This window comes from Onishia taeanensis (genome assembly GCF_900100755.1).
GTDB lineage: Bacteria > Pseudomonadota > Gammaproteobacteria > Pseudomonadales > Halomonadaceae > Onishia > Onishia taeanensis.
In genome coordinates, this window is sequence record NZ_FNCI01000003.1 from 335,929 (window position 1) to 347,740 (window position 11,812).

An 11,812-nucleotide genomic window follows, 5' to 3' on the forward strand; every position below is an offset into this window, starting at 1 on the left:
CTAATTAAAAGACCAATAAAAAAGGGCGGCACATGGCCGCCCTCAACAACGTCATTTTTCAAGGCCCTTACGCCCTTACCTAGCGCCATTACCGGTAAACACCGTCTTGACGGTCTTGAAAAGCACCAGCACATCAAGCCACAGCGAGAAGTGTTTGATGTAGTAAAAGTCGTATTGAAGCTTAGTGGTCATGCCATCAACCTCGGCAGCATAACCCTGCTCGACCTGAGCCCACCCGGAAATACCCGGCCGGACGACATGGCGATACCGGAAGAAAGGCACGTCGCGCTCGTACCACTCGGAGAGCTGCATGGATTCAGGACGAGGGCCAATAAAGCTCATCTCCCCTTTCAACACATTGAACAACTGTGGAAGCTCATCGAGGCGGTACTTGCGAATCACCTTGCCAACCGGGGTGATCCGAGGGTCGTCGTCACCATCGGTGAAGCCCTTGCCCTCCCGATCGATATACATACTGCGAAACTTGTAGACCTTGAACGGAACACCTCGATACCCCATGCGCTCCTGAAGAAACAGCGCAGGACCGGGGCTATCCTTTCTTATCGCCAAGGCTGTAAGCAACATGATGGGGGCAAGAGCGGGCAGCAGCAGCAACGCGCCCAGCAAGTCAGCACATCGTTTCAGGCCGCCGTACATGGCTGATGGCAGCAGAGAGCCAAACTCGTTCTCCGAAAGATGGTCGACCTGGACACGACCGGTGATCGACTCATGCATCTGGCGGACGTGATACACCGGAATTCTGCATAGGGTGCATTGGGCCAAAAACTTCTCCCATTCGGCGCCCAAATCCTCACTTCTCAGGTCAGCCACGATGGCGTCATAGCGGGTGCCATCCGGCTCAGGGGTACCTAGCTGACGAAGCTCTATCCTCGCTGTGGGCTTCAATTGCAAGGCATTGCCCACAGGCACCACCGCGATCTTCATGCGCCGATAGCGCCGACCAATGAAGTAACCGGCGAAGAACCACAATAGCGAGGCCAGATAGCCCGTGAACAGCACTTGGCGCGTGTACTCTTCCCTAGTGAAGAAGAGGATGGCAACCACCACGAGAAAGGCCAAGCTGACGGTGGGCAAAATATAAGCGGCCACCTGCACGCCAGGAAAGCGTGCAAACCGACGCAAGCACAGGGTAATAGCAACGAAGGCCAAGCCGATCGCCACGATGGTGTTGAGGCGGTAGTCCGGCATGGTCTGCCAGAACCCCCATCCCCAGCGCTCAAGTGCCGGCAGCGCGATGACCAGCGGCAGACCGACCAATACCTGGAAAGGCAAGCCCAGCAGGAGTTGCTCATACCACCGGGAGTGGCGACGTTCGTAAGGGTATGTCACATCCATGCCTTTATTGGATCTCCGCATCTTATCGTACAGTACACTAGGACCACGCCCTTTACGCGCTCGGAACCCATCCCAAAATGGAATCTGCGGCTTAGCGCTTCAAGTTATCGTTCCATTGTACACGGAGGATGGGGCGTGCTTCACTTCGGCCGCTGCAGATACCCTCTCAGAAAGGAAAGACGATGGGCGTCAATACGAGGACAGCTGCCGAGTAGGCAACGCTGACCGGGGCACCAATACGTAGAAAGTCGTTCAGGCTATACCGCCCCGGCGAGTAGACCATCAGATGCGTCTGATACCCATAGGGAATCAAGAAGCAGGCGCTGGCCCCATAGGCCACGGCCATGATGAAGGGCATGGGGTCGACGCCCAAGGCCTGGGCAGTGGTCCAGGCGACAGGGAAGGCCAAGGCCGCCGCAGCATTGTTGGTCACCGTCTCGGTTAGCAGTAGCGTCAGGAAATAGCAGCCGATAAATGCGCCATACACGCCGTGACCAGTGAACACTGCCTGCATGCCACCGGCCAGCAGGTCTGCTGCGCCAGATGTCTCCAATCCTTGAGCAATAGCCAGTGCCGAGCCAATGATCATCCAAAGCTCGAAGGGGAAGCGTCGACGCAACTCTGAAGGGCTCAGCACACCCCCCAGCAACAATCCCCCCATCATCAACAGCAGGCCATGGAAAAGAGGTAAAAGCTCAAGCGCTGATAGCCCAATCACGCCCGCAAACCCCGCCAGGGTCAAGCCACTTTCCCAGGTACTCAGACGTGGCCGGGTGGGGCTGCCGCTCAGCAAGTGAAAGTTGCGATCCAGATTACGATGCTGATGAAAGTCGCTCCCTACCGCCATCAATAGACAGTCACCCACTCGCAGTGGAATCTGCCCCAACTGGCCCTCCAGGCGTTTACCCCCACGGCGAATGCCCACCACCCCAGCATTGAACATGCTGCGAAAATCGACTTCCTGCAACGTGCGTCCCGACAGCTCCGATTCATGCGAGACCACGACTTCCATCAGGTTGGTGGCCAGCAGGTCATCGGCGTGGTGCCCAAATAGCTTGAGCCCCGGGAAACGCTGGAGCGCTTGCACCTTGCTCACCGCGCCGGTGAATACCAGCGTGTCGTCAGCATGCAGCACTTCTTCCGGCCCCACGGGAGTGATCAGCCGCCCTTCCCGCTCAATCTCGAGCAGATAGAGGCCATCCAGGCTGCGCAAACCATTGGCTTCTATGCTCTTGCCAATCAACTCGGAGCTTCGCTCGAGGTCGGCCGCCAGGAAATAGGAAAGCTTATCTTCAGCCTCCTCCGGGTGATGATGTGGCAATGTTCCTGCTCGCCATACCAACACCATAAAAGTCAGCAGAGCCACGGGCACCCCCACCAGGCTGAACTGAAACATACCAAGTTCGATGCCTGCGCTGCCCATCGCGAAAGAATTGACCACTAGGTTGGTCGAGGTCCCCACCAGAGTCGTCATCCCACCCAGAATGGAAGCATAGGAAAGCGGGATCAGCAGCCGGGACGGGGCAATGCGGTCTTGCCGTGAAATCGTACTCAGGAAACTCGCGACCACGGCCGTATTATTGAGAAAAGCCGAAAGAACGGCACTGACGCCCATCAACTTCACGACCGCCTTATCAGGATGTCCTTGCAGAAGATGCTTCGACACCCAGTCAAGCAACGGTGAGCGCTCCAAGGCTAATGACACAAGCAGCAGCAACAGCAAGGTGGCCAAGGCCGGGTTGGTGTATTGCTGAAGAAGCACAGTGGTATCCACCAATCCACAGACCAGGTAGCCAGCGGCCATGGTGACGAAGGCGATGGCAGGCCGCACCAAACCCGACACCAGTAAGGCCAAAAGGCCGGCCAAGGAAAGCAGTACCAACCAAGCTGTCATCCGATTCATCCTTGAAGGCTGCAAGAAACTTGTGGGAGTTTACGGGGCCTTTTATGATGATGTCGAACAGCCATGCACCCGCAGCGCGAAAGCCAATTTTTTTCTCTTTAATTTCAGTGCATTGAAAAATCAATGAGCGCTAAACATTTATCGCCTGAAATGCTCAACCAACGCCGTCTAGAGGCAGTTCGCTTACGCCTTGATGGCCTGACAGTAGCCAGCACGGCAAAACGCACCGGGCTATCTGCACCGACGGTTTCAGCCGCCTGGAAGGCCTTTAGGGAAGGAGGCTGGCAAGCGGTACCGGTCCGCCCTCGTGGCCGTCACAAGGGCAACACCCAGACGCTGGGCGAGTCTGAAAGAGAATACCTGTGGCAGCGGATATCTCGGTGGCCCGCCAATAATAGTCCCGGCTGGACTAGCCGGGAGCTGGCAGAGGCACTCAGCGATGAGACTGGACAAAAGGTCTCTCAGCGCGCCGTAGAACACTGGCTGGAGGCGCGGAATCTTAAACCGGCGCCCATGTCACTTGAGACCGCGACAAAGCGTTCGCGCAAAGGGCGGTGGCTGCATCAGCAAGTACAGCCGGTTCTTGAGCGAGTGCGTAGCCTTGGCGGTACCCACTGGCTGGGAGGTGTGCGCGTCGTCACAAATTCAAACGATCGTCAGGCGCCTTGCTACCAGCTGTATGTGCATGGCAAGCACGGCGTGCTGCACACCTGCCGCTTTGCAACGCCACCAAAGGCCAAAGACTATATTGAATTGTTCAAGCGCTTGGCCGAGCAGGGCCCGACAGCACTGATTTTCCATGGGGCCTTTTTCAAGGCAAGCGCAGAGATCACCACTTGGCTCGAGCAACACACTGACTTTCAACTTCTCGGCGTACCGCCCAACAGCAAGCTATAAGCGGGCGCACGACTACGATAAGCCGGGCATTTACTATTATTTACGGCATTTACGACCAAATGGAACAACGATGACGACACTCACCCATCTTCAACGCCTCGAGGCCGAGAGCATCCAGATCATGCGCGAGGTGGTCGCCGAGTCCGAGAACCCGGTGATGCTCTATTCCGTCGGTAAGGATAGCGCCGTGATGCTGCATCTTGCGCGCAAGGCATTTGCCCCCTCGCCTCCTCCTTTCCCACTGCTCCACGTGGACACCCGCTGGAAGTTTCGTGCCATGTACGAGTTCCGAGACCGGATGGCCGAGGAAGCGAGCATGGACCTGCTGGTGCATATCAACCCAGAAGGCATCGAGAAGGATATCAACCCATTCACCCACGGCTCGGCGATTCATACCGATGTAATGAAGACCGAAGGCCTCAAGCAGGCAATGGACAAGTACGGGTTCGATGCCGCCTTCGGCGGCGCCCGTCGCGATGAAGAAAAGTCCCGCGCCAAGGAGCGTGTTTTCTCGTTTCGCACCGCTCAGCACCGCTGGGACCCAAAGAACCAACGCCCCGAACTCTGGAAGGTTTTCAACACCTTCAAGCACAAGGGTGAATCAATACGCGTGTTCCCGCTCTCCAACTGGACCGAGCTGGATATCTGGCAGTACATCTACTTGCAGAACATCCCCATCGTTCCTCTCTACTACTCCGCAGAACGGCCTGTCGTTGAACGTGATGGCGCCCTGATCATGGTCGACGATGAACGGATGCCGCTGGAGCCAGGCGAAGTACCCATGATGCGCAAAGTGCGCTTCCGCACCCTGGGCTGCTACCCGTTGACCGGTGCCGTGGAATCCGAGGCCGACACGCTACCGGCGATCATTCAGGAAATGCTGCTCACCAGAACATCCGAACGTCAAGGCCGCGTCATCGACCACGACAGTGCCGCATCCATGGAAAAGAAAAAGCAAGAGGGGTATTTCTGATGGCACACGCTTCCGACATGATCGCCGGTGACATCGAGGGCTACCTCAAGTCACACGAAAACAAGGGCCTGCTGCGCTGCATTACCTGTGGCAGCGTGGATGACGGCAAAAGCACACTGATTGGGCGGCTGCTGTTCGAATCCAAGCTGTTGTTCGAGGATCAGCTAGCGGCCATCGAAGACGACTCGCGCAAGTACGGCACCCAGGGCGGCGACATGGACTTCGCCCTGCTGGTGGACGGCCTGGCCGCCGAGCGCGAACAAGGCATCACCATTGATGTGGCCTACCGTTACTTTTCCACCGATAAGCGCAAGTTTATCGTCGCCGATACGCCCGGGCACGAGCAGTACACCCGCAACATGGTGACCGGCGCCTCGACGGCCGATGCCGCCATCCTGATGGTCGACGCCCGCCACGGCATCCTGACGCAGACCCGCCGCCACAGCTTCCTGATGTCATTGATTGGCATGCGCCATGTGGTGGTGGCGATCAACAAGATGGACCTGGTGAACTACTCGCAGGCTCGATTCGACGAAATCGTCGAGGAATACCGCGACTTGGCACGGCAGCTCGGTCTGGAAAAGATCACCTTTATCCCGATGTCGGCGCTAAAGGGCGATAACGTCATCGAGCATGGCCACCACATGCCCTGGTATCACGGCCCAACGCTGATGGCCTATCTCGAAACCGTCGAGATAGACGAAGCACACCTGCAACGCACGCCTTTCCGCATGCCGGTACAGTGGGTCAACCGCCCTAACCTGGACTTCCGTGGCTTCAGCGGGATGATTTCAAGTGGCCGCGTGAAACCGGGCGATGCGATTCGCGTACAGCCATCCGGCAAGAACAGCACCGTCAAGCGCCTCTATACCTTCGATGGCGATCTGGATGAGGCCGTCGCCGGTCAATCCGTCACCTTGCTGCTGGACGATGAAATCGATATTTCACGCGGCGATGTGATTTCGGGCGTGGATCAGCCGGCTCAAACAGCCGACCAGTTTGAGACCACCATCGTTTGGATGCATGAACAAGCACTGCTGCCCGGTCGCCCCTATCTGATGAAGCTCGGTACGCAGACCGTCTCAGCGACCATCACAGACATCAAATACCAGATTAACGTCAATACGCTCGAGCACACCGCTGGCAAGCAGATGGACCTCAATGCCATCGGCGTTTGTACCTTGAGCCTGAACCGCCCGGTCGCCTTCGACCCATACAAGGACAACCAGGATACTGGCGGTTTCATCCTCATCGACCGAATGACCAATAACACGGTCGGCGCCGGTATGCTGCACTTTGCACTGCGCCGCAGCCAGAACATTCACATGCAGCACGTGGATGTCGACAAGCAGGCACGTGCCACTGCCAAGAATCAGCGCCCTGCCGTGCTTTGGTTCACCGGGCTCTCAGGGGCCGGAAAATCGACCATTGCCAACCTGGTCGAGAAAAAGCTACATGCCGCAGGCCAGCACACCTACCTTCTGGATGGTGACAACGTCCGCCACGGCCTCAACCGTGACCTGGGCTTCACGGATGCTGATCGAGTCGAGAACATTCGCCGTGTAGGCGAAACAGCCAAACTGATGGTGGATGCCGGCCTGATCGTATTGACGGCCTTTATCTCGCCCTTCCGTAGCGAGCGGCAGTTAGCTAAGGACCTAGTGGAGGATGGAGAATTTATCGAGATCTTCGTCGACACCCCGCTAGATGTAGCCGAAGACCGTGACCCCAAGGGGCTATACAAGAAAGCCCGGCGAGGAGAGCTGAAGAACTTCACCGGCATCGATTCTGCGTATGAAGCGCCCGAGGCACCGGATATTCACATCAAGGCAGCTGAAATCAACACCGAAGAGGCTGCCGATGCCATTATTGAGCATCTGCGCAATCAGCTATTGATCAGCTAGACCTTCTTACTCTGCAAGCCTGCATCGCCACGGGGGTATAGAACTCCTAGGGCGATGCTGTAAAAGGATGGCCTATGGCGCCCTAGTATCGCCGTTCGTTAACTGACGGCCCCGTCCCACGGCATAGTACATCAGACCCGCATCATTGACGGCCTTCGGCGAGAAAAGTTATGACCATCGAGAACCACCGACTTGCCATGCTACGTCTAGAGTCAGCCGTAGGCAAAAATGGCGATTGCCTTCCTTTGGCTCTCTTTATCGCATCCAAAGACTGTTTTTATACTCAGTGTTGCTGTCAATACGTGGCGTTAGGCCAAGGATACGAATCCGTGAAGATAGGAGCATAAAATCAGATTCGATAGTACTCGCGGTACCAATCAACGAACCGGCGGGCCCCTTCTTCTACATCAATTTGTGGTTGGTAGCCGGTGGCTTCGTATAGTGCCTCAGTATCAGCAAAGGTACGCGGCACATCTCCCGGCTGCATCGGCATAAAGTTATATTCAGCTTTCCTTCCAGTAGCAGCCTCTACGGCATGCACAAAATCCATCAAACTTACCGGGCTACCGTGTCCAATATTATAGAGAGCATAGGGTGCGCTGCCAGAGGGCGTCACATCATGAGACGTTCCGCCATCAGCACGCTCAGGGATAACGTTCAAAATACGCACCACGCCCTCGACGATGTCGTCGATGTAAGTAAAGTCCCGTGACATATCACCATGGTTATAAACGTCAATAGGCCGCCCCTCAAAGATTGCCTTGGTAAACTTAAACATCGCCATGTCGGGCCGCCCCCAAGGGCCGTACACGGTAAAAAAACGCAAACCAGTAGTGGGCAAACTATAAAGATGTGAATAGGTGTGTGCCATCAGCTCGTTGGCTTTCTTAGTAGCCGCATAAAGGCTAATAGGGTGGTCCACATTATCGTCGGTAGAAAATGGCACCCTTTGATTCATGCCATACACTGAGCTAGAAGATGCATAAACTAAATGCTGAACTTCATGGTGACGGCATCCTTCCAGCACGTTAAGGTGCCCAACCAAGTTGGAGTCTGCGTAAGCATGGGGATTGTCCAGCGAGTAGCGTACCCCCGCCTGAGCTGCGAGGTGAATCACACGATCAAATTTTTCATCTCCAAACAATTGCGCCATGCGCTCCCGGTCAGACAAATCAAGCTCAACAAAACGCACATCTTTACAATCTGCTAGGCTGGCCAGCCGCGCATATTTAAGCTTAACATCGTAGTAATCATTAAGATTATCGATACCTACAATGTCATGACCTTGACAAGCGAGACGTTGAGCCACAGCGTGGCCTATAAAGCCGGCAATTCCGGTTATAAGGAGCTTCATAAAGGAGGACCGTTTTTTAAACCCACAGTGGAGAAGGTATTTTTAACTATTCACTGGCTATGCGCTCAGCGGATTCTACGTAGCTTTTAATCACAATATTTTCATCAAAGCGAGACTCAGCAAACGCCCTTGAAGCCGCCTTCATTTCAGAAAGACTCTCCGGAGACAGACTGATAATATGTTTCATTGCGTCAGAAAGCCCCTTAACGGACTCGGGTGGGATTAAGAATCCATTTCTTTCTCGGTCAACGATATCACGACACCCCGGGGTATCCGTAGTAATGATCACCTTGCCGGCAGCCGCAGCTTCAATGAGGCTACGCGGAATGCCCTCCGGATAATAAGATGGCAAAACGACACAATCAACTTGAGACAGTATAGCCGGCATATCTTCCACATGACCGCAAAATTCAATACCCGGTTGCTTTGCAAAGGCCTCGATTAATTGAGAATCAACTGCTCGACTAGAGTTATCACTAACGCCCGCCAACCAAAACTCAACTTGAAAACCTTCATCAAGCAAAGCTTGTGCCGCTTCCAGATACTCTATTACGCCTTTTTGCTTTATAAGACGAGCTGCCATCAAAAAGCGCAGTGGTCCACATTGTCGCGGTGTTGATTGGAAGCGAGAAAGGTCGACACCTGATCCAGGTATTAGTTCCGCTTTTTCCGGCAACACCCAACCTCGTTTAATGAAAGTGTTGTAGTCGTCGCGATTTTGAAAATAAACATGGGTTGCACGGCGATAAGAGAACCCAGCTAACAAATCGTATATCACTCCTAATGGGCCTCTGAGCTGTGAAGCCACCCCCACTCCTGAGACATTGGGAACACAGGGAATGCGTAACATCCAACAAACAAAAAGCGCATAAAGATTGGTTTTTGGATTAAAAGAATAAACAACGTCCGGATTATGAAGCCTAAAAGCGCGCCACAACGAATATAATGCCTGGAGCTCCCTTATAGGATTCTTCCCTGCTGCCTGCATAGTTATTCTTGAAACCGAGAACTCATCATCCAACAACCTGTCATCATTACCAACTGGAAAGACACACACCACATCCGAGCGATGCGAAAAACTCCGCAATGTACCTAGGCGAAAATTTTTCAAATACCAAGCACTATTGGCTAAAAAAACACATTTCATACTCTTGACCTAGAAAGCATTTAACACCAGAAAATGTGAATCAGCAGCTCGCAATTTATAAAAAAACTTTATAGCTAAAAAGAAGAACAAGCCGTCAAAACACACATAAAATATGAATATAAATATATTGCCTGAAGAAAGGCATCGCAACAAACCTTAAGAGGCACTTAAAATACATTTAACAACTTAAAATCTACGCATATAGCCACCATTCTTAAGAAGTAAGTCTCTTAAGCTATCAGGATGCTGCACCATCAGCATGAACAAGAAAAGAGGCACCTTATGGCGCAGCCCTATGCCAGGTGTAAAACTCGCCAGGCCAAAGACAATCACTGACAACGCAAAAATAAGCAGTAAGGTTTTATGCTTGCGAGCCAACCAAATTGTCGAAATCGTCATCACCGTACTAATCGCGCCAAGAACAAAGGTAATAGCATCTCCACCAGCAAGGATTGGCGCGAGGAACAACAACACTGAATAAATCAACGACTTAGGGGCATAGGGGAACCCCATGTTGAACAAAATATCGGCATAAGAGGTGTCGGCACCTTGGACAGAGACATTAGCCTTAGTTTCTACCGCTGCGAATGTCGCTTCTCGCGAGGCCAACGCTCCTGCCTTATTGACAATTGAGTAAATATCATTTAACTCAACCACTCCCAAAAAGGCAATTAGCACCAGCAAAAGGCCTAGGATTAACGCTAGTAATGGCCAACTGCGGGGGAATCGCAAAAGGTAAAGCACAAAAGGAGCATTGCCAAGATGAGCGAAAAAAGCTGAAAACAACCCCAGTGCACCAGAGATAAAATGCTTAGAGTGCAACGCCACAACTCCTATCAGGAGCAGCAGTACAAAGGTACCCTCTGCCATACCGTTACCAATCTGATAGGCTGAGTAAATAAACAAGATCGCTAGTATTGGTTTGTGCACTGATAGGACCCGAGTACGCGCGATCAGAGATAGTGCAGTGGCAACAGTATACCCATAAACCAGAGCCCACACTGGCCCGAGTACTGAGGAGAAAATGCTCCACAGCATCTCGTGTAGCTTAGTTCCACAAGGTGGCATCGATCCAGCGCAAGCGTTAATGGTCGAATGATATCGGCGAGCGTCACCCAATGGCCCGACGAAGATGTCAAGCCAACTCGCCAACGCCACAGCCACCACGGTGAGGATTGCAAGTAACTCCAGGATTCCGACGCGCAAACCAGCACTGCAACTTCGACGAAATAATTGGAGTATTGCGCCAATAGCAATAAAAAGAAAACTGAGGTTTTCCATGCAGCCTCTTAAAAAATCGATTATAACAAGAAAAAAACAAAGCAAGCAACGTTATTACTGGCTTAATCCACATACATCACCACGGCCATGACAGGGCTACTTGTTCACTTCACTCAAACAAAGACCCCATCAAACCAAAATAAAACAGGATTCTAAAAAGATAACGAAAGGCCGGCAATAGTGCATAAGAGGACAGCTATGCCAGCCAGATTACAAAAAGCTCAATTACAACCACCAAAATTTTGGAAAAAAATATTATAAGATCAATGTTTGACAAAGCAGCCAACTTAAAGCCAAAAAAAATACGACACTAAAACATCAAAGCTCTCACCTCAGCAGGTAATTTTAGTGGAGCTTTAACAACATAACACCAAAAACAGAGGAACCTTAGCCAGAAAACTACACATCAAAACTACCAAGGTCCTCTGCCGAAAAGAATTTACGATTTAAAGACAGCTCTTTCGGTGAAAAAATATACCACTGAGAAGACTCAATTTTTTCTATATCCACAGGAGAGAAGCGCAATTTAATAACACGAGCCGGATTACCCGCGACAACCGAATAGGGTTCAACACTTTTAGTCACAACGGATCCAGCACCGATAACAGCACCATTACCGACCGTCACATTTGGCAAAATAACAACCGACTTACCGATCCACACATTATGGCCAACAACAACTTTCCCCTGACGATCCAAGTCAAGGCCCGGAAATATCTTACGCTGAAAGTCAATTTGCAGTGCCGGCAGATCCATACGGTGGCTGTTAGCAATAACGAAGCAGTCCTGAGCTATAGCGCAGTAATTACCAATGCTAACTTTGCCATGACACGAGAAGTTCTTTCCAACTTTACTATAACACCCCACATCAACAAGTCCCGTGAACTTGGCTCCCTTTAGTATGGACGTTCCGGCTCCGATGCTCAACTTTCCTCGCAACTGCAAATGCCGAATGGATACGTCCGGCCCACGCTCAAAGCTTGACCCCGGGTAAAGG

General features: G+C 52.5%; 9 protein-coding genes. 3 read left to right on the forward strand and 6 right to left on the reverse strand.

The window, feature by feature from the left end; all coding sequences use genetic code 11:
- Nucleotides 1-75: 75 nt before the first annotated feature.
- The gene (locus BLR71_RS06210) at nt 76-1,356 is read right to left on the reverse strand and encodes a sugar transferase (RefSeq protein ID WP_092524187.1); all 1,281 of its coding nucleotides are present in this window, start codon (nt 1,354-1,356) and stop codon (nt 76-78) included.
- A gap of 166 nt (nt 1,357-1,522) precedes the next feature.
- Nucleotides 1,523-3,250: an SLC13 family permease gene (locus BLR71_RS06215; RefSeq protein ID WP_092524189.1), complete on the reverse strand. Its 1,728-nt coding sequence runs from the start codon at nt 3,248-3,250 to the stop codon at nt 1,523-1,525.
- A 132-nt stretch (nt 3,251-3,382) separates the two neighbouring features.
- Between BLR71_RS06215 and BLR71_RS06220 the strand changes: the two genes are divergently transcribed.
- From BLR71_RS06220 to cysN, 3 genes are all read left to right on the forward strand, one after another.
- On the forward strand, nt 3,383-4,156 hold the full coding sequence (locus BLR71_RS06220; protein ID WP_092524191.1) for a helix-turn-helix domain-containing protein: 774 nt from the start codon (nt 3,383-3,385) through the stop codon (nt 4,154-4,156).
- A gap of 70 nt (nt 4,157-4,226) precedes the next feature.
- Nucleotides 4,227-5,129, forward strand: a complete 903-nt coding sequence (cysD, locus tag BLR71_RS06225; protein WP_092524193.1) for a sulfate adenylyltransferase subunit CysD — start codon at nt 4,227-4,229, stop codon at nt 5,127-5,129.
- The gene (gene cysN, locus BLR71_RS06230) at nt 5,129-7,033 is read left to right on the forward strand and encodes a sulfate adenylyltransferase subunit CysN (RefSeq protein ID WP_092524195.1); all 1,905 of its coding nucleotides are present in this window, start codon (nt 5,129-5,131) and stop codon (nt 7,031-7,033) included. Before cysD ends, cysN begins: the two co-directional genes overlap by 1 nt.
- 349 nt (nt 7,034-7,382) lie before the next feature.
- Here cysN and BLR71_RS06235 read toward each other — a convergent pair whose 3' ends face one another.
- The 4 genes from BLR71_RS06235 to BLR71_RS06250 form a co-directional block, all read right to left on the reverse strand.
- Entirely contained in the window at nt 7,383-8,387 is a 1,005-nt protein-coding gene (locus tag BLR71_RS06235; RefSeq protein ID WP_092524197.1) for an NAD-dependent epimerase, read from the reverse strand.
- 46 nt (nt 8,388-8,433) lie between these two features.
- On the reverse strand, nt 8,434-9,534 hold the full coding sequence (locus BLR71_RS06240) for a glycosyltransferase family 4 protein (RefSeq protein ID WP_092524199.1): 1,101 nt from the start codon (nt 9,532-9,534) through the stop codon (nt 8,434-8,436).
- A 186-nt stretch (nt 9,535-9,720) separates the two neighbouring features.
- On the reverse strand, nt 9,721-10,815 hold the full coding sequence (locus BLR71_RS06245) for a hypothetical protein (RefSeq protein WP_092524201.1): 1,095 nt from the start codon (nt 10,813-10,815) through the stop codon (nt 9,721-9,723).
- Between the two features lie 399 nt (nt 10,816-11,214).
- Nucleotides 11,215-11,742 carry a CatB-related O-acetyltransferase gene (locus tag BLR71_RS06250; RefSeq protein ID WP_139172548.1) on the reverse strand — a complete coding sequence of 176 codons (528 nt, stop codon included), beginning with the start codon at nt 11,740-11,742 and terminating at the stop codon, nt 11,215-11,217.
- Nucleotides 11,743-11,812: the final 70 nt, after the last annotated feature.

What these genes read in the sequence shown, in the direction of transcription:
- cysD (WP_092524193.1), top strand. Translation starts at nt 4,227, where the DNA reads ATGACGACACTCACCCATCTTCAACGCCTCGAGGCCGAGAGCATCCAG.
- BLR71_RS06245 (WP_092524201.1), bottom strand. Translation starts at nt 10,815, where the DNA reads ATGGAAAACCTCAGTTTTCTTTTTATTGCTATTGGCGCAATACTCCAA.
- BLR71_RS06220 (WP_092524191.1), top strand. Translation starts at nt 3,383, where the DNA reads ATGAGCGCTAAACATTTATCGCCTGAAATGCTCAACCAACGCCGTCTA.
- BLR71_RS06240 (WP_092524199.1), bottom strand. Translation starts at nt 9,534, where the DNA reads ATGAAATGTGTTTTTTTAGCCAATAGTGCTTGGTATTTGAAAAATTTT.
- cysN (WP_092524195.1), top strand. Translation starts at nt 5,129, where the DNA reads ATGGCACACGCTTCCGACATGATCGCCGGTGACATCGAGGGCTACCTC.
- BLR71_RS06235 (WP_092524197.1), bottom strand. Translation starts at nt 8,387, where the DNA reads ATGAAGCTCCTTATAACCGGAATTGCCGGCTTTATAGGCCACGCTGTG.
- BLR71_RS06215 (WP_092524189.1), bottom strand. Translation starts at nt 3,250, where the DNA reads ATGACAGCTTGGTTGGTACTGCTTTCCTTGGCCGGCCTTTTGGCCTTA.
- BLR71_RS06210 (WP_092524187.1), bottom strand. Translation starts at nt 1,356, where the DNA reads ATGGATGTGACATACCCTTACGAACGTCGCCACTCCCGGTGGTATGAG.